15 protein-coding genes are annotated in these 18,468 nt (G+C 48.7%); 2 read left to right on the top strand and 13 right to left on the bottom strand.

What is annotated here, in order from left to right; translation table 11 throughout:
- Positions 1-2 precede the first annotated feature (2 nt).
- Positions 3-2,810, top strand: a complete 2,808-nt coding sequence (locus AC55NX_RS13570; protein ID WP_496996231.1) for an Hsp70 family protein — start codon at positions 3-5, stop codon at positions 2,808-2,810.
- Between the two features lie 209 nt (positions 2,811-3,019).
- Here AC55NX_RS13570 and queC read toward each other — a convergent pair whose 3' ends face one another.
- Together queC and queE are read right to left on the bottom strand one after the other, a co-directional pair.
- Complete coding sequence (gene queC, locus AC55NX_RS13565; RefSeq protein WP_059120842.1) at positions 3,020-3,721, bottom strand: 7-cyano-7-deazaguanine synthase QueC; 702 nt, start codon at positions 3,719-3,721, stop codon at positions 3,020-3,022.
- A 9-nt stretch (positions 3,722-3,730) separates the two neighbouring features.
- On the bottom strand, positions 3,731-4,429 hold the full coding sequence (gene queE / locus AC55NX_RS13560; protein WP_496996230.1) for a 7-carboxy-7-deazaguanine synthase QueE: 699 nt from the start codon (positions 4,427-4,429) through the stop codon (positions 3,731-3,733).
- Between the two features lie 378 nt (positions 4,430-4,807).
- Here queE and yidA point away from each other — a divergent pair, with 378 nt between their 5' ends.
- Positions 4,808-5,614 (top strand): sugar-phosphatase, encoded by an 807-nt coding sequence (gene yidA, locus AC55NX_RS13555; protein ID WP_059120843.1) that lies wholly within the window; start codon positions 4,808-4,810, stop codon positions 5,612-5,614.
- A gap of 96 nt (positions 5,615-5,710) precedes the next feature.
- On the opposite strand, the gene AC55NX_RS13550 is transcribed toward yidA, so the two are convergent.
- The 11 genes from AC55NX_RS13550 to AC55NX_RS13500 form a co-directional block, all read right to left on the bottom strand.
- The gene (locus AC55NX_RS13550) at positions 5,711-6,181 is read right to left on the bottom strand and encodes a GNAT family N-acetyltransferase (RefSeq protein ID WP_496996229.1); all 471 of its coding nucleotides are present in this window, start codon (positions 6,179-6,181) and stop codon (positions 5,711-5,713) included.
- A 152-nt stretch (positions 6,182-6,333) separates the two neighbouring features.
- Complete coding sequence (locus AC55NX_RS13545; protein ID WP_496996244.1) at positions 6,334-8,232, bottom strand: propionyl-CoA synthetase; 1,899 nt, start codon at positions 8,230-8,232, stop codon at positions 6,334-6,336.
- A 100-nt stretch (positions 8,233-8,332) separates the two neighbouring features.
- Positions 8,333-9,784 carry a bifunctional 2-methylcitrate dehydratase/aconitate hydratase gene (locus AC55NX_RS13540; protein ID WP_059120845.1) on the bottom strand — a complete coding sequence of 484 codons (1,452 nt, stop codon included), beginning with the start codon at positions 9,782-9,784 and terminating at the stop codon, positions 8,333-8,335.
- A 14-nt stretch (positions 9,785-9,798) separates the two neighbouring features.
- On the bottom strand, positions 9,799-10,926 hold the full coding sequence (gene prpC / locus AC55NX_RS13535) for a bifunctional 2-methylcitrate synthase/citrate synthase (RefSeq protein WP_496996228.1): 1,128 nt from the start codon (positions 10,924-10,926) through the stop codon (positions 9,799-9,801).
- 105 nt (positions 10,927-11,031) lie between these two features.
- The gene (gene prpB / locus AC55NX_RS13530; RefSeq protein WP_496996227.1) at positions 11,032-11,928 is read right to left on the bottom strand and encodes a methylisocitrate lyase; all 897 of its coding nucleotides are present in this window, start codon (positions 11,926-11,928) and stop codon (positions 11,032-11,034) included.
- Complete coding sequence (locus tag AC55NX_RS13525; protein ID WP_157371877.1) at positions 11,925-12,623, bottom strand: GntR family transcriptional regulator; 699 nt, start codon at positions 12,621-12,623, stop codon at positions 11,925-11,927. The genes prpB and AC55NX_RS13525 overlap by 4 nt, the downstream gene beginning before the upstream one ends.
- A gap of 459 nt (positions 12,624-13,082) precedes the next feature.
- Positions 13,083-13,655 (bottom strand): GNAT family N-acetyltransferase, encoded by a 573-nt coding sequence (locus AC55NX_RS13520; RefSeq protein WP_496996226.1) that lies wholly within the window; start codon positions 13,653-13,655, stop codon positions 13,083-13,085.
- 77 nt (positions 13,656-13,732) lie between these two features.
- The gene (gene tyrR / locus AC55NX_RS13515) at positions 13,733-15,280 is read right to left on the bottom strand and encodes a transcriptional regulator TyrR (protein ID WP_496996225.1); all 1,548 of its coding nucleotides are present in this window, start codon (positions 15,278-15,280) and stop codon (positions 13,733-13,735) included.
- A gap of 171 nt (positions 15,281-15,451) precedes the next feature.
- Complete coding sequence (locus AC55NX_RS13510; protein ID WP_496996224.1) at positions 15,452-16,501, bottom strand: YcjF family protein; 1,050 nt, start codon at positions 16,499-16,501, stop codon at positions 15,452-15,454.
- A complete protein-coding gene (locus tag AC55NX_RS13505) occupies positions 16,498-17,880 on the bottom strand; it encodes a YcjX family GTP-binding protein (RefSeq protein WP_496996223.1) in 1,383 nt (460 codons plus the stop codon). The genes AC55NX_RS13510 and AC55NX_RS13505 overlap by 4 nt, the downstream gene beginning before the upstream one ends.
- Positions 17,881-17,972: 92 nt before the next feature.
- Positions 17,973-18,347 (bottom strand): MmcQ/YjbR family DNA-binding protein, encoded by a 375-nt coding sequence (locus AC55NX_RS13500; RefSeq protein ID WP_496996222.1) that lies wholly within the window; start codon positions 18,345-18,347, stop codon positions 17,973-17,975.
- Positions 18,348-18,468: the final 121 nt, after the last annotated feature.

The following is an 18,468-nucleotide window of genomic DNA, read 5'->3' as shown; positions in this document are numbered from 1 at the left end:
CTATGGCGGCACAACATTATTTAGTCGGCATCGATTTAGGCACAACCAATACGGTTGTAGCCTACTGTGAGAACGGTAAGAATCTCTCCGAATGTCCGATCCGACTGTTCGAAATCGATCAACTGATCGGCCCCGGTGAAGTTGCCCGCAAGCCGACATTGCCTTCATTTCGTTTTCATCCGGCACAAGGACAACTCTGCCCGACGGATCTCTCCCTCCCTTGGGCGCATCAGCCAGTCGCTGATGATTTCACCCCTGTCATTATTGGCGAATGGGCCAGAGAGCTCGGAGCTCAAGTCGAGGGACGGCAGGTCGTCAGTGCCAAAAGCTGGTTGTCGCATCCTGCGGTTGATCGCTACGAAGCGATTTTACCTTGGGCCGGTACGCAGGATGTCGAAAAAGTTTCGCCGCTGACCGCCAGCGCCAGTTACCTCAATCATATCCGTCAGGCATGGAATTATCATCATCCGGCCCACCCGCTCGAACAGCAAGACATTGTGGTCACCGTGCCGGCTTCATTTGATGAAAGCGCCCGTAAGCTCACACTGGAAGCCGCTGCATTGGCCGGGATGTCTCACGTTAAACTCCTTGAGGAGCCACAGGCCGTTTGTTATGACTGGTATACCCGCTATCAGTCGCAAGCAACAACACAACTCAAAGATGTGTCCGCGATTCTGATTTGTGATGTCGGTGGCGGCACGACGGATCTCAGCCTGATCGCTGCAACATTGGTACAGGATGAGCTGAAATTGGATCGGGTCGGTGTCGGAGAGCACTTGATGCTCGGCGGGGATAATATCGACCTCGCGTTGGCCCATCTCGCTGAACAACAGTTTGCTCGGCAACATCAGGAACAGCCGCAAAAGCTGAGTGCTGCCCGCCTGAGCAAACTCATTCAGCAGACCCGAAAAACCAAAGAAAGCTTACTTGCGGCTCAGTCCCCCGAATCAGCTAAAATTACCTTATTGGGCAGTGGTTCAAAACTGTTGGGGGGCACCAAAAGTATTACCCTCGATAAAACACAGATCCGACAGATGGCGCTGGACGGGTTCTTCCCGCATACCGCTGTCGATACCCTGCCCGCTCAAAGAAAAGGTGCAGTGCTTGAGTTCGGTTTACCCTATGCTGCGGATCCTGCGATTACCAAACATATTGCAGCATTTTTGGCGCAACACCCACATTTAACTCAAACAACGGAGCACCCTTCAGCGCCACTTGGCCTGCTGCTCAACGGTGGGGTTTTCAACAGTGATCTGATTCAGCAGCGACTGATACAAATTTTGTCGGACTGGACCGGACAACCGATCATTCACCTCGACAACCCTCATCCCGATCTGGCTGTCGCACTCGGTTCTGTCGGATACCTCAAAGCCTGCCGGGGGTCACAACTGAAAATCGGTGGTGGTGCCGCACGGTCTTATTTTTTGCATCTGGAACAGCGTAAGCAGCAGTCGTCTCAGGCGCTCTGCCTGTTAGCCAAAGGCACCGAGGAAGGCCACGAGATCCGCCTGTCGAGCCGCCGTTTTTCGCTCACCCTCGGCGAGCCGGTCCGTTTTAATCTGCTGACCACACGACACGACAGCCTCGATGGCAGTTCCCCCATTCAAAACGGACAACTGGTCGATATTGAAGCCGAGTATTTTTCATCATTGCCGCCCTATATTACGTCACTGGAACGGATTTCTGATCAATCGCTGGCAGCCAATCAAAAAGACCGTGTTGAAGTCTTTCTCTCCACGCAGCTCACGCCAGTCGGCACTTTGAAACTCGAATGTGTTCAGGTTGATGATGAGCAACACCGTTGGCAGTTGGAATTTGAAGTCCGCCATCAGCCACACCATAAAGACGCCACATCGACTGAAACGCCGGGGCTTGCTCAAGCCTGTGAGTTGATTACCGGCTTATACAGTGGCAATAAAAACAGTGAAATCCAAGCCGATCCGCGAACACTGAACAAATCACTGGCACGGCTGCTCGGCGAAAAAGATCACTGGGATATCACCACCAACCGCCAGTTATTTGATCGACTGGCTCAGGGCAAAAAAAGACGGCGACGCTCCGAAGCCCATGAACAAAACTGGCTGCGGTTTGCCGGTTTCACCATGCGTCCGGGATTCGGTGATCCGGTGGATAGTTGGCGTATTGAACAAATTTGGCCGCTCTATCAACATGGGATTCAATTTCAGACCCATCAAACCTGGAGTGATTGGTGGACATTCTGGCGTCGGGTTTGCGGTGGACTCAATCAGGAACAACAAGAAACCATTTTGGCCGATATCGCCAAATACCTCCACCCTGGTGCGCATAACAGCAGTAAACAGCTCAAAGCCGTACAGGAAAAGGGTTATGAGGCGATGGTTCGTCTGGCGGCCTCACTGGAACATCTGGAAACGGAAGATAAGGTACTGTTAGCGAACTGGTTCAGTAAACGAGCTTTGCATCAGCCCCAAGATGCACAAGCGCATTGGTGGGCAGTCGGTCGTCTGGCGGCAAGAGTACTGCTCTATGGCAGCCAGCATAAAGTGATTCCGAAAGCACAACTCAGTCACTGGTTAGCGGAATTACTGCAACAGGACTGGAAAAAAGAACCAATGATCGGTTTCGCTGCGATGATGATGTGCCGGAAAACCGGAGATCGTCAGGTGGATATTGCTGATGACCTCCGTGCAGCGGTTACCGATAAGCTCAAACAGAGTAAAGCACCGCAAAGCTGGCTTGCACTCATCGATGAAATATCTCAAGTCTCCGAAAGTGATTCAAAACGGATCTTCGGTGACGCGCTGCCGAGTGGCCTACGCTTACTGCACTAGTTCAGAGCTAATCGTTGATTCCGTCGGTTGTCAGTAAAATTGAAGGAAAAAAGGTGTGAATGGTTCAGCCGACGGGAAAATCCGGGCGAAAAACTTTGCCCGAATTCGAACCATCAGGTCAGGATTCAATCCTGAAAGGTGCGTTAACCGGGGGAATTCGCGGACAACTCACTCGATAGCAGAGCTTCGATGACAACACATCACTCCGGTCATGAGTGCGTTTGCGTGGCTCGCTTGTCTAAATAGGCTTGCTGGAGTGAGTCCCGGTTGTTCAGGTATTCATCCAGTCCTGCTTGTCTTAAGTGACAGGAAGGACATTCACCGCAACCGTTACCAATCACACCGTTATAACATGTGAGCGTCTGGTTTCTGACTAATGTCAATGCGCCATAATGATCGGCCATTGCCCATGTTTCCGCTTTATTCAGCCACATCAGAGGAGTAACAATTTTCATTTCTCGATCCATGCCTTGAACCAGAGCTCGGTTCATGGTTTGGATGAATTCGTTACGGCAATCCGGATAACCTGAGAAGTCCGTTTCACACACACCGGTAATCACCGATTCGGCACCAATCTGATACGCATAAATACCCGCCAGTGTCAGGAATAAGATGTTTCGACCGGGCACAAATGAATTCGGTAATCCATTGTCCTGTAACTCATGAGAGACCGGAATATCGTCCCGTGTCAGCGAACTGATCGCTAATTCATTCAACAAGCCGACATCCATCACTTTATGGGCTTTCACGCCCAATTGAACCGCTAATTGACGTGCGGTCTCAATCTCAAGCCGGTGACGCTGTCCGTAATCAAAAGTAATCGCATGAACTTCATCATAAGTTTGCAGCGCTTCAACAAGGCAAGTGGTCGAATCTTGTCCGCCACTAAAGACAACAACAGCTTTTTTCATAACAATTCCTCAGGCAATACGCAGATATTTATGAGTCTGAATCGATAAACGCCAATTGCGTTCGATACACACCTCAATACATAACTCAGTCGCTCGTGGTTTCTGACTAATCGGTTGTAAAGCAATGATTGTATCATCGGCAACCGGTGTCTGGCGCAGTAAATCTTCGAGCTGCTCAATATCTTTACGTGTGCCGACGGGGTGCTTAATTTCATTGGCCCGTAGTAGTGCACTTTCCAGTACGGGTAAGCGACCTTTCATGGCTATTTTTGGTGACACTGTCACCCATGTTTGGGTCGAAGTTCGGATGTCAGCCGTGCCACTGGTTTCGATCTGACAATGACAGCCAATGGCTTCAAACGCTTCGGTTAACACCGTCAAATCATAGAGGCACGGTTCTCCGCCAGTAATCACAATATGTTTCGCGGTATAGCCTTGCTGGTGATAGCAATCAATAATTGCTTCTGCGCTCATCTGGCACCAAAGCGGACTATCCTGAGTTTTAACGATGATGTCATCAACAGAACGCTGGTCCTGCGGCTCGGTAAACCAAGTCTGCTTGGTGTCACACCAAGCACATCCCACCGGGCATCCTTGTAAGCGAACAAAAACAGCAGGGACACCTGTAAAGACACCCTCCCCTTGGATAGTTTGAAAGATTTCATTGACTCTATAAATACTCAAAATGAATCCTAATTCAGCAGTCATATTATGCGAGTCGCAGACCTTAATAGAAGCTTGTCGGAAGGTCAAATTAAACCCATACAGTATTAACATGAAAATCAATTCGATTCCCTATAATTACGATATAATTCAAAAAGATAGTTTTCCGAACCGCTTCTCCAGTCAAATATCTGCTCCCCCATTTGGTCGCCCGAACAGAGGATTTCGAGCCCATCAGGGATAGACATTTGATACCGATGATCCGAGATAATGACATCTGAGGTTATGCTTGTATTTGTGCTGAAACTCCCTCATATTGGTGCGTCTTGATATGGGTACGTCTTGGCATTCATTCTATCGATAGAATCCCGTACCACTTGTTATTTTTAGTCTCACATTTTCTGAAGTTACCGGTGATAAATCATGTATAAACTGATTGGACTCGACATGGATGGCACACTGCTAAACAGTCAAAAACAAATTTCAGCCCGCACTCAAGCTGCCATACAGGCGGCAAAAGACAAGGGTGTCCAAATTGTTTTGTCCTCTGGCCGACCAATTGAAGGACTTCGCGCGTATCTCGATCTATTAGGGTTGAATCGTGAACACGACTATGTCGTTCATTACAACGGATCTTTTGTCGAAAATGTGCTGACGGGTGAAATCATTCGCCAACAAGTTGTCAGCGCTGCCGATGTCAAAACCATTGGCCGAACCGCTCGGGCGCTCAACGTCAATACCCATGCTTTCAGCCAGAGACTGGGGCTGATTACACCAAAGAGCACTGAATACACTCGTCTGGAAGCGCAAATCAATGGTATCGAGATTCATGAAATCGATTTTGAGACACTGGATGATGATCATCCCATGATTAAAGCGATGATCGTTGATGAACCGGAAAAACTTGCTCAGGCTTATCGGAACTTACCTGCGGCGGTCGTCGAACAATTTACGATTGTCCAAAGCGCCCCCTATTTTCTTGAATTTTTGAACCCGCAAAGTAATAAAGGATTAGGAATTCAGGCCGTGGCCGAACGTCTGGGGATTCCGGCAGAGCTTGTGATGTGTATCGGTGATGCAGAAAATGATCATCACATGCTCGAATATGCAGGTTTAGGCATTGCGATGGAGAATGCCATGCCACAAACCAAAGCGATTGCAGACTACATTACCGCCAGCAACGATGAAGACGGCGTGGCACGGGCTATTGAAAAATTTGTGCTGGCATAAACGGACCAGCTGCCGCAACTGCGTACAAATAAAGAATCTTTCTTGATTGAAAGCGCCGGAGATGCTTCATTTCCGGCGCTTTTTAGCGCTTTCCCTTTAACGTATTCCCTTCCTCAGACAATGAATGTGATGGCCGAATCCGAGTTTCTGATAGAGTTTAATGGCAGACTGATTAAAATCCCATACTTCAACAAATAGTTGTTGCACTCCATAGTCTTTAAATTCTTTTTCTATCCGCTGTAACAGCTGACTGCCGATGCCCTGTCCGCGATAGGATGGAAACACATAAAATTCATCAATACTGCCCATCAATACCGGTTTGCTGACGGAAGAGATTAAATCGGCGAAATGCCCGGAAACAAAGCCAATACAGTGATGATCGCAGAGAGCAACAAACACTAATCCTTCAGGGGATTCTAAATAATCAGCAATTCGCTTCTCTTCCATCACCGCTTGTGCCGACTTGAAGTGTTGCGGGCAAGCCAAGTGATGCTCATTGTGTAACTCATACATCATCTGTTCAAGAACGGGGAGATCCGACGATTTCGCCAACCGAAGATTAACCATAGCAGCCTCAGGCAAGAGATAGGAATATGGCTAGTTTATACCCGACGTTCCCCAAGGTAAAAAAATAACGCGCCGCAAACCAATGACAAGACAAACGACCGGGGGAGTGCTCCCCCTGCACAGTCCCCCGTCGTCAGCCACATCCGGCACTTTCACCCAGTCTTATGGTCTATATCGTGATGCAACGCCTGTTCAAGCTCGGATAAGCTCAGCGGATCATCAATGGTTGAAGGAACCGTATAACTCTCTCCATCAGCGATCTGCCGAATCACGCGGCGCAGAATTTTGCCCGAACGTGTTTTAGGTAACCGTTCAACCACAACGGCGTGGTGAAAACAGGCAATCGCCCCGATTTGGTCACGCACTTGTCCGACTAATTCAAGTTCTAACTGGTGAGTGTCCACTTTCATGCCGTTTTTCAACACCACCAACCCTAATGGAAGCTGCCCTTTCAGCGCATCATGCACACCAACCACGGCACACTCTGCCACGGCTGGGTGTGCCCCGACGACCTCTTCCATTTCTCCGGTCGATAATCGATGTCCGGCGACATTGATCACATCATCGATCCGCCCCATGATGAACAGATAACCTTGTTCATCGGTATATCCTCCGTCACCGGATACATAGTAACCGGGAAATTGACTCAGATACCCCGACTCAAACCGGTCATGGTTACGCCAAATGGTCGGCAAACAGCCGGGCGGCAGCGGCCGTTTCAGTGCCACATAACCTTGTTGACCACACGCTTGAGGCTCTCCTTGTTCATTGAGAATATCAACGACATATCCCGGTGTTGCTTTGGTTGATGAACCCGGTTTGATCGGCATCGTTTCAATCCCTAGCGGGTTACCGGCAATCGCCCAGCCGGTTTCCGTCTGCCACCAGTGATCAATCACCGGCTTATCGGTATGGGACTGAACCCATTCCAAAGTCGGCGGATCCAGCCGTTCTCCGGCCATAAAGATCGCTTGCAATGATTGGAGTGAGTCACGTTGAATATATGCCCCGTGAGGATCTTCTTTTTTAATCGCTCTGAACGCAGTCGGTGCCGAAAAAAGTACATCGACTTGGTATTGTTTACAAACTCGCCAAAAAGCCCCCGGATCCGGTGTCCGCACGGGTTTGCCTTCATAAAGTACCGTGGCACAACCATGAATCAGCGGCCCGTAGACAATATAGGAGTGACCCACAACCCAACCGACATCAGAAGCGGCCCAGAATACACCGTCTTGCGGCATATTATAGATAGCTGACATCGAATACTTCATTGCCACGGCATGGCCACCGTTATCCCGGACCACGCCTTTTGGTTTCCCCGTCGTCCCCGAAGTATAGAGGATATACAATGGATCGGTTGCCCGTACCGGCACACACTCGTGAGGTGTCGCAGCTTCAAACAGAGGCTGCCAATCTTGATCTCTTGCTTGATTGAGCTCAGCGATATGAGCCGGACGTTGGACGACAATGACGTGTTCCGGTTTCCAGCGACTATCCATAATCGCCTTATCAACCAATGGTTTATACGGGATAATTTTGTTGAACTCAATGCCGCACGAGGCAGTTATCAGTACTTTCGGTTCGGCATCTTCGATTCTGACAGCCAACTCATTCGGGGCAAAACCGCCGAACACAACCGAGTGAATCGCTCCCAAGCGGGCACAAGCCAGCATTGCCATGACCGCCTCGGGAATCATCGGCATATACAGCACCACCCGATCACCTTTTGTGACCCCTTGAGCGGCCAACATGCCTGCGACACGCGCCACATCATCCCGTAACGCCTGATAATCCCACTGCTTTTGAATCCCCGTCGCCGGAGAATCATAAATCAGCGCCGTCCATTCACCCCGACCTTGTTGGCAGTGATAATCCAATGCCATCCATGCGGTGTTCATCACTCCATCGGAGAACCAGCGCTCGATCTGATGTTCATCGACACTTAGAATGGTTTGCGGTTTCTGAAACCAATCCAGTTTATCTGCCTGTCCGCCCCAGAATATCTCTGGGTAATCTCTGGCAAATTGATACTCTTGTTCATATGTAAGCATCATTTCCCCCATTGATAGTGGCCGGTATCAGTCTGATACCAGCGACCTTGGGAAGTTAATTTCACACCCGTTTATTGATCACAAATTTATTGATCACAAATTAGTTAATCACAAATAGCGCCATAAACTCATCAACCGGTGTACGCTCCAGACGTTGCTGATCCAGACACAGTGTCGTCAGTGCTTCAACACGGCCTTGAGGAAAACGAGTCTGTAAATTACGGATAAACTTCTGCTCGAGTACGGGAATCCCTTCTTCTCTGCGACGCCGATGACCGATCGGATACTCGACCTCGACTTTCTCTGTACATGAGCCATCACGGAAGAAAACCTGAATGGCATTCGCGATCGAACGTTTATCGGCTTCCAGATACTCGCGGCTATAACGGTTATCTTCCTGAATCACCATCTTGTTTCTGAGCTGATCGATGCGAGGATCGCCCTGATGAAAACCATCTTCATAGTATTCAGCCACTAAATCACCATAAAGTAATGGCACAGCCGTCATATATTGCAGACAATGATCGCGATCTGCCGGATTTGCCAGTTCACCGACCTTGGAAATGATACGAATAGCTGATTCATGGGTGGTCAGTTCAATGCGATCAATCTCATCAATCCGATCCCGGACATGCGGATGTAATTGCACCGCACATTCAACTGCTGTCTGCGCATGGAACTCCGCCGGAAACGATATCTTGAACAGTACATTTTCCATCACATAACTGGAGAATTGTTGTGGGATATCAAATGCTTTGCCTTTGAACAGCACATCATAATATCCCCACTGCGGGGCAGAGAGAACCGTCGGGATCCCCATCTCGCCCTTCATGGTAATCATCGCCAGCCGGACCGCCCTCGATGTTGCATCTCCGGCAGCCCAAGATTTGCGGGAGCCGGCATTCGGTGCGTGGCGATACGTTCGCAGCGCACCACCATCGACCCAAGCCTGAGACAGTGCATCAATAATCTGCTGTCGGCTACCGCCAAGCATCTTCGTCACCACAGCAACCGAGGCCACACGTACCAAAAGTACATGGTCAAGTCCGACCCGGTTGAAACTATTGTGTAATGCCAGAACACCTTGAATCTCATGCGCTTTGATCATGGCAGTTAAAACATCTTTCATCACCAGCGGTGGTTTTCCCTGAGCAACGGCCACTCGACTCAGATAATCCGCCGTCGCAAGAATACCGCCCAGATTATCAGAGGGATGGCCCCATTCGGCCGCCAGCCAAGTGTCATTGAAATCCAGCCAGCGAATCATACAGCCAATGTTAAATGCGGCCGTGACCGGATCCAGCTCATGGGAGGTGCCCGGCACCCGGGCGCCATGACGTACGGTGGTGCCCGGCACAGTGGGACCTAAATGCTTGGTACATTCAGGAAAACGTAACGCGAGCAGGCCACATCCCAGCGTGTCGATCAGGCAATTGCGTGCGGTCTGATAAGCTTCTTGTGACGTGATAGGCTGTTGATCGACATAATCGGCAATTTGCACCAGTAGTTCATCGGGTTGTTGCCGTTGATTAAAATCTACATTCTGACTCATGAGTCTGTCCTTGGTTAACGCTGTTCAATGGGAATCCAATCTTGATGTTCAGGGCCTTGATAGTCGGCACTCGGACGAATAATCCGGTTATTGTCCCGCTGCTCGAAAACATGAGCGGCCCAACCGGTCAAACGACTGATGACGAAAATCGGGGTAAATAATGGCGTCGGAATTCCCATAAAGTGATAAGCGGAAGCATGATAAAAGTCGGCATTACAAAACAGCCCCTTCTCCCGTTTCATGACGGCTTCTACCCGTTCTGAAACAGCGTAAAGGTGGTGATCGCCAACTTGTTGTGCAAGACGTCGGGACCACTGTTTAATCAGCGCATTCCGGGGATCACACTCTCGATATACCGCATGACCGAAGCCCATAATTTTGTCTTTGTGAGCCAGCTTTTCGAGCAGACCACTTTCCGCTTGTTCCGGTGTTTCCCACTGGGAAATCATGGCCATCGCAGCTTCATTCGCACCGCCATGCAGCGGACCGCGAAGCGTGCCGATTGCCCCTGTAATACAGGAGTGGAGATCCGATAGCGTCGAGGCACACACCCGGGCAGTAAATGTCGAAGCATTGAATTCATGTTCAGCATACAAGATCAGTGAGCAATGCATCGCTTGACGGAATTGCTCATCGGGTTCGCGGTCCAACAGCATTTTCAGAAAGTAGCCACCGATAGAGGTTTCACTGTGATCGTCGGTGTTGATTCGCACCCCATCATGGCTAAACCGATACCAGTAGCAGATGATCGCCGGGAAGCATGCCAATAACCGTTCAGTGGCTGACAACTGCTGAGAAAAATCAGTCTCAGGCTCAAGGTTACCGAGCACCGAACACCCGGTGCGCATCACATCCATCGGATGCGTCTCTGCGGGTAAACGTTCTAAAACGTCTTTGAGTACCTGCGGTAATCCGCGTAACTGCATCAGGTGGGTCGTGTAGGCATCTAACTCTTGTTGGTTTGGCAGTTTGCCTTTGAGTAGCAGGTAAGCCACTTCTTCAAACTGCGCATGATTGGCAAGGTCTGTAATATCGTAACCCCGGTAGGTTAACCCTGTTCCGGTTTTCCCGACAGTACATAAGGCAGTCGTGCCAGCACTCTGCCCTCGCAACCCTGCACCTCCCAGTTCCTTGTTTGGCATGTTGAGCTCCTTATTTCCCTGCCGCTTATCTCTGACGGATAATCATTGTCCCCGGATAGGGCATGATTCAGTCGGCCGGGTTAGTTTCACGTGATGGATATAAATTTACTGGTGCTGCTCAGAAAACAGTTGATCCAACTTATCTTCATAAGAGTGATAATTCAGATAGTCATACAATGTCTGTCTGGTCTGCATCTGTGGCAGTAACGCCTGCTGATTGCCTGTTGTGAGCAGATGCTGATACACCATTTCTGCCGCTTTATTCATTGCTCTGAATGCACTCAACGGATAAAGCACCATACTCACTCGTGCCTCGGCAAGCACGTCACAGTCATACAACGGTGTTTGGCCGAATTCGGTGATATTCGCCAAAATCGGAATGGGTCTTCCTGCGACTTCTTCCAGTGCTGTCGCGAACTGCTCATATTGACCTAACTCGACCATTGCTTCGGGAAAAATCATATCGGCGCCGGCTTCAACACAGGCAATCGCCCGTTCAATCGCCTTTTCCATGCCCTCTACCGCTAAAGCATCAGTTCGCGCCATAATGACAAAATCATCATCAACGCGCGCGTCCACAGCGGCCTTAATTCTATCGGCCATTTCAGCACAACTGACAATCGCTTTATTGGGTCGGTGACCGCATCTTTTTTGCAGCACTTGGTCTTCAATATGAACCGCCGCGGCCCCCGCTTTTTCCATCGCACGGATGGTTCTGGCAATGCTGAAAGCGCCGCCGAATCCAGTATCGATATCGACGAGCAACGGTAAATCACTTGCATTGGTAATCCGTTCAACGTCCACCAGCACATCATTGAGTGTGGTGATCCCTAAGTCGGGCACCCCATAAGATGCATTGGCAATGCCGCCACCGGAAAGATAAATTGCCTGATGCCCGATTTGTTGCGCCATCATCGCGCAATACGGATTAATCGTGCCGACAATTTGCAGGGGTCGGTTGTGTCTGACTGCTGCTCTGAATTTTTTACCCGGACTGTTCATGATTGTTCTCCCTGTTCGGACAGCATATGGACTTCAATCAGTTTCCGACTGCCCGCGATATGACGCCGCATCAACATTTCCGCCAGTTCCTCATCCCGTTCCCGTATGGCCTTCAGGATAAACTGGTGCTCCCCAAGTGCTTCTCTCGGCTGACTGTGAGCCCGAGGGGACTGATAACGAAACATGCGCAATAAATGATACAACTCATCACACAATAGCCGGATAAGTTGTTGGTTACGGCTGGCTTTGATAATGCAATAATGGAAATCGAAATCACCATGCTGATGAAAGTATGACGCACCTTCAATTTGGCTAAGATGACAAGCATGTTTTTCTAACAGTGCTTCAAGATTGCTCAACTCTGCCGGTGTGATATATCGGGCAGCAAGGCGTGCGGCCATTCCTTCGAGCGCTTCCCGCACCGCATACAGTTCAATCAATTTTTCATAAGACAGCGCAATCACTCTCGCACCGACATGCGGTATCCGCTCAATCAAGCCAAGACCTTCGAGTCGCATCAGCGCTTCCCGCAATGGCCCCCGGCTGACCTGAAACTGACGGGCAAGATTGGGTTCAGAGATCTTGCTGCCGGGCGCAATCTCTCCCTGAACAATTGCTTCAATCAAGTAATCCGTCAGATGTTCTGATTTGGTGTTGTCTTTCTCCGGCTGAATTAAATCTGTCGCTTGATCCACTGTCGTCTCTCTATTAATAAGGTCTTTCGACCGACTACGCACAAAAAATAGCCGATCCACTGATACATTAGCAAGCATATTGTTGACAATTTAGACTAATGTCTAACCATTTATTCTCAGATTTAATATCTATATAAAATTAAATTATTTAAAAACAATCAGATAAAATAAATTCTATTTTTCATCATAAAATATTGTCAACAATCTATACTGTTCACATCGACTTTGTATGTATGTTGCAGCCATTAGTCGAGGTAAATTAGTTGAGGTAAATTGATTGAACTAAATGGAGTATATTGAATTGAATGCATCAATGAATCGCCGGTCAGACAAGCAGTCTGCAACGGCTTACAGGTTCGGGGAAATTAAGTCAGAAGAAAATGAGATAGGCTGCATCGCTCAGCATATTGTTCATACCCGACTGAGCGATGATATTTCTGCAATTGAGAACAACGAGAGTCAGGCCGCGGGCTTGGCTTGCCAATTCGGATTGATCAATGAGGTCATATAGTGATCTTCCCACTGATCATTAATCAACAGAAAATCTTTCAACTCTCCTTCATACTGAAAGCCTAACCGCTTCAGCACGGCTTCACTGCGTTGATTGCGGGGCATGTATGTTGCAGAGATACGATGCATATTCTGTGCTTCAAACATAAACCGACAAGCCATTTTTAATGCCCGGGTCATGATCCCTTTACCCTGCGCATTTTCAGCCAATGAATAACCGACATAACAGCTGTGAACCGGAAAACGTGAAATTTGGCTAAACGAGATCGTACCAACCATTTCATTGGTAGAAATATCGAAAATCAGGAGATAGAAACCAAGTGCCATTGTTTCTAATTCTCTGAGTTTAATCAGACGTTGTGCCCAACCCTGTTCAAGAAAAAATTCCTCTTCTCGTTTCGGCTCCCACGGTGTGAGGTAGCGACGGTTAACATTGAAATACCGGGCAATCGTTCTGGCATCATCAATCCGGGCCGAACGAATCACAATATCACCATCGACATCATAAACTTGTTTATACATAAATTACTTAGCGTCCTGTTGCTTATCGCTCCGAGAGTATCAGCCTCGCTAGAAAGGTGATAGACATCCCGAAAAGGTTAATGTTTCCGAATATCGTAATCTCGCAATTTGTTCGCAATTGAGGTATGAGATACGTTCAATCGTTTCGCCAGCTTGCGACTCGAGGGGAATGACTGATAGAGCCGCTCTAACACTTTGGCTTCATAATCTTTCATGATGTCATCCAAACAGCCATCGAGATTCAGCAGCCCGATCCCACCATTGACCGCTTCAACTCCCGGGAGATGGAAATAGTCGATTTTTAACTCATCGTCCGGCATCTCGGTCAATGCTCTCAGCACCATGTTATCCAACTGGCGCATATTGCCGGGCCACTGATAGTGCGACAACTGTTCAATGACTGATTCGTCATAGTGAGGTTTTGCCATCCCCATATGGCGCACGTGCTTGGCAATAAAGAGTTCCAGCAATGGCTGAACATCACTGGGGCGCTCACGCAATGGTGGAATCGACAGGGTCAGTACGTTCAACCGATAAAACAGATCTTCACGGAATTTATCGGATTCGGCCAAGGCTGCCAGATTATGCCGCGTTGATGCGATCACCCGAACATCAACGTGAATTTCATGCTCTTCCCCGACTCGGCGGAATGTCCCATCCTGGAGAAAACGTAATAATTTAATCTGGAGGTGTGCGCTCATTTCACCGATTTCATCGAGAAACACGGTGCCACCATTGGCCTGCTCAAAAATGCCCTTATGCCCTTCACGGTGATTGAAAGATCCCGGCGCATGACCGAATAACTCGGTTTCGGCAACATCATCCGGCATCGACGCACAACTTACGACCAAGAATGGTCTCGATGAACGTTCTGAGCGATTATGGCAAGCCTTCGCCAACATTTCTTTTCCGGTGCCGGTTTCGCCTTCAATCAACAAAGGTTGATCCAGCATCGCCAGCTTTTTTGCCTGATTGATGAGATGTTTGTGCCGGTTTGAAATACCGACGAAGTGTTCAAATCCCAGTTCACTATGAAGCGGTAATTGTGTGAGTTGTATTTCATGATGAAGCTGTCTGGCTCGCAGGATCACCATTGCACTGGCCAGAATCGACTCTTTTGACTCACTCTGAATGTAAACGGGCATAATCTCCAGAACATAGTCCAGACCATTAAGCACAATCTCCTCTCGCTGACGGGATTTACCCCCCTCAAGCCAACGAGAAAAGTTAAAAGCATGAACCAGTGTTGAAATCGCATGGCCGATGACTTCGTGTTGCTGCTTATTAAGCAATGATAAAGCGGCATGGTTTGCAGTATCGACAAAGCCTTTCAAATCCATCGCCAACACCGCATCCGGGAGATTATTCAGCAGTGAAACCAACTCAGTGTTATGTCGTTCCATTGGCATGAACTGAATTTTCCGGACATCTTTCACACCGGATATCATCCGAATTTGAGCCATCAACTCACTAAACGTCGTGAAATCAATATCCGGGCAATTTAGATAAATAATCCCAGAAATATCAATTTCAATCCCTCTCAAATCGATATTTCTGGAGACCAGAATATCCAGTAGTTCCCGGGTCAACCCGAGTCGGTCTTCGCAAAAGACTTCTAGACGCACAAAAAGCAACCCAAACGTGTAAGGAAAAGTTGACAGTAGTTTCTATCAACACTCAATTTCCGTCAAGTCACAAAAATGACCCGATAAAAACGGATGCACTGATATCACAGTTTGATAAGCAACTTATCCGAGAATCATCTCACTGGATGTGTTGCCGACAAACATTGACCATCAAGGTGTTTTCATCAGGGCCAGTACTCTCGAAACAATCGCTTTTCTGACGCTGGTCAGTTTCGCTTTCCGTTCAGGAACCCATGGCAATGGCCGCAATAGTGTAACGGCCTGAAGCCCTAAACGTGCGGTGAGAATCCCGACGCCCACCCCTTGTCCGGCTCTGGCGGATATTTTCCCGGCCAATCCTGCCGAAAGCAGGTCAGTTCCGGCATCGATTGCAATTTCACTGGCGCCGGCAGCAGCCATGTTGACAAACAGCGTCCGCAACAGACGAATCCGGGACCAGTAACCTAAACGAACACCGTATAAATCAGACAATCGGTTGATCATTGCCAGATTTCGCCACGCAACCAGCAACATGTCCGTCACCGCCAACGGACTGACCGCGACCAGTGCAGCAGATTCGGTTGCATAACGGGAAATCAGCTGAATCGCTTTTTCATCGAGATGCTTCAGGACAAACACATCGAACAACGCCAGAACTTCACTATCGTTATAGGCCGTATTCAGGTGTTTTTCCCATTCTGCCACATGCTGAGGTTCAATCGCTGCCGCTGAACCGTCAACCAAGCCGGCCTCATCGATAATTTTACGGCACAGTCCGGTTGCCTGACCGACACTCTGTGACTGAATCAGGGTTTCAGCTTCCGTCTGGCGGGTAAAGTGTTTTCGCAATGAACGCAGTGTGAACCACTCTTTTAGTAACTGGCCAAGTCCCACCCCGGCAACAGCAGTTACGAGGGCAGTCCAGCCTAACGTTAACCATTCACCATTTTGGTATGCCGAAACAATGGTGTCGACCGCCTGCCAGCCGACTAACCCCACAAAAGCGCTGCCACTCAATCGCCAGAACCAAGGTGTTTTCTCCCGGGGTCGAATCACCGTATCGAGATTGACATCTTCTGATTCCGCCAGTGATGATTGTGAAACGGACTCGGGAGTAAATGTTGCCTCATCAAACTGCTGCTGCGCCAGCAGTGATGCTGTTTTCTCATTTGATGATTCCAAGTCTTGCTGAAAGACTCGTTTCGGTTGATAAGGTGTCATCGCAATTTATCTCCGATTAAATATTCCAGTACCGCGTCGAGACGAATTTGAGGTATCGGTTGCCGGGGGTCAGAAATTTGTGGACGGAACGCCGTAAAATCAAACCGTTGAGATTGCCAGAATGCCGGGGATGGGAGTTTGTCCGGGACTTCTCCGGGGAAAATCGTTACATTTTCGCCGCTGAGCGTGGTGCCTTGAATCGCGTGTATGCGTCCTTCCGGGGCTGAGATATATCCGGATTGCGTTGCCTGAACAGACGCTAAAGTCATACATTCCATGGCCACGTTTTCATAAGAGACATCCTGCCAGACCGGCTGAATCATCTGATTCAACAGATGTAGCAAATGCACGTGTTGATCCGGTGTGACATGATCCGCTTTGGTGGCAGCAAACAGCACTTTGTCGATTTTGGGTGCAAACAGTCGTGACAATAAACCATTCCGCCCGTACTTAAAACTTTGCAGGAGGTGCACCAAGGCGTGTTGCATATCGACAAAAGAATCATGTCCGGTATTGAGCGGGCTCAGGCAATCCACCAGCACCACCTGACGATCAAATGTGGAAAAATATTCACGATAGAAGTTACGCACAACTTTTGACTGATACTCTTGGTAACGCGCTTTGAGCAGGTCATAGTTGGTCGTCAGTGAGCGACGTGAACGATACTCCTCTGGCGGGAGACACGGAAAAAACTGCAGAACCGGCGCACCGGCCAGTTCTCCGGGTAACACAAAACGCCCGGGTTGTACCCAGTGAAATCCTTCAGCTTTACAATGGTGCAAATAATCCGTGTACACACTGGCAATATCTGCCAAGCGCTGCTCATCTGCTTCTGCATTCAGATCCAACGCCCGACTCTTCTCAAGCCATCCATCAGCCATTACTTTTCTTTGACTGCTTAACTGCTGAATCTGCTGCGCTGACCACTGTTCAAAGCTCATCTCCAGAAGCGGTAAATCGAGCAGCCACTCTCCCGGATAATCGATCAAATCGATATACAATGTCAGTGACTTGCCCAGTAGGCGTTTACTTCTTTTATCCGGTCGGTATTTGATGGCGACTCGTGTTTCACTGACATCCCGGGTTGGTTCCGGCCAAAAAGGAGGATGGTTCTGAATCGCTGAGATGGCCTTTTCATAATCAAAACGAGAGACCATCAGATTGCGCTGTGGAATACGTTTAGTGCCGATGATTCGCTGTTGTTGACTCGCAACCAGAAAAGGCAAATGGCGATGTGTAGAGAGATGCTGAATTTGATTGAGCAGTGAGGTGATAAAAGCTGTTTTGCCGGCTCGTGACAGCCCGGTGACAGCAATTTTTATATTCGCATCCAGACCACGCTGAATCAATTCCGAAACATCCTGACCAATCTGTCGCATTGCTACCGCCTTATTCTTTTAAGCTATTTTTTGAGTTACAGTTAGTAGCTGCAATTATATACTCCAGCCATCTAAAAATGCAGTGCTGTGGCTCAGGGTGATGGGGGCTGATTCAGTCCTAGCGCTCGCTGTGTACGTTGACTCAATCCCAATGAAACGATTCGGTAAGATTCAGCAAGATAATACATCAATGCTTCATCCGTTTCGGCTGTACTTTTATCATGCTGGATCCATTTCATCCCGCGGGAAGCAAAATAAGGGGCCGGTCGATATCCCGGTTGTTCGCTTAAAAAGTCAAAGTTAAGCGGCGATGTCTTAAACGTAAATACCGACTGCTCATCTCGGTTCAAGCTACCGATGGCGAATACTTTGCCACCAATCTTCCAAACGTGGGAATGATGCCACTGCACCACATAAGTCGTCGCCGGTAATGAGCGACAGAACGAATTGTACTCATCTAAATTCATAAAATAGTTCTCACACTGAACTGCTGTCCGCCTTTCAGAACCCGCAAAAAGAGAGACAAATCACTCTAACCAAGCTAAAATGCGTTGTCTCTCTTTCCTCCAATCTACCGACCAATATAAG

This window comes from Vibrio rubrogenes (assembly GCF_059641415.1).
This window is presented reverse-complemented; position numbering and strand designations above follow the sequence as displayed.

Bases quoted from the DNA above. Each gene is read 5' to 3' on its own strand.
- AC55NX_RS13570 (WP_496996231.1), top strand. From the start codon at position 3: ATGGCGGCACAACATTATTTAGTCGGCATCGATTTAGGCACAACCAAT.
- queC (WP_059120842.1), bottom strand. From the start codon at position 3,721: ATGAAAAAAGCTGTTGTTGTCTTTAGTGGCGGACAAGATTCGACCACT.
- queE (WP_496996230.1), bottom strand. From the start codon at position 4,429: ATGACTGCTGAATTAGGATTCATTTTGAGTATTTATAGAGTCAATGAA.
- yidA (WP_059120843.1), top strand. From the start codon at position 4,808: ATGTATAAACTGATTGGACTCGACATGGATGGCACACTGCTAAACAGT.
- AC55NX_RS13550 (WP_496996229.1), bottom strand. From the start codon at position 6,181: ATGGTTAATCTTCGGTTGGCGAAATCGTCGGATCTCCCCGTTCTTGAA.
- AC55NX_RS13545 (WP_496996244.1), bottom strand. From the start codon at position 8,232: ATGCTTACATATGAACAAGAGTATCAATTTGCCAGAGATTACCCAGAG.
- AC55NX_RS13540 (WP_059120845.1), bottom strand. From the start codon at position 9,784: ATGAGTCAGAATGTAGATTTTAATCAACGGCAACAACCCGATGAACTA.
- prpC (WP_496996228.1), bottom strand. From the start codon at position 10,926: ATGCCAAACAAGGAACTGGGAGGTGCAGGGTTGCGAGGGCAGAGTGCT.
- prpB (WP_496996227.1), bottom strand. From the start codon at position 11,928: ATGAACAGTCCGGGTAAAAAATTCAGAGCAGCAGTCAGACACAACCGA.
- AC55NX_RS13520 (WP_496996226.1), bottom strand. From the start codon at position 13,655: ATGTATAAACAAGTTTATGATGTCGATGGTGATATTGTGATTCGTTCG.
- AC55NX_RS13510 (WP_496996224.1), bottom strand. From the start codon at position 16,501: ATGACACCTTATCAACCGAAACGAGTCTTTCAGCAAGACTTGGAATCA.
- AC55NX_RS13505 (WP_496996223.1), bottom strand. From the start codon at position 17,880: ATGCGACAGATTGGTCAGGATGTTTCGGAATTGATTCAGCGTGGTCTG.
- AC55NX_RS13500 (WP_496996222.1), bottom strand. From the start codon at position 18,347: ATGAATTTAGATGAGTACAATTCGTTCTGTCGCTCATTACCGGCGACG.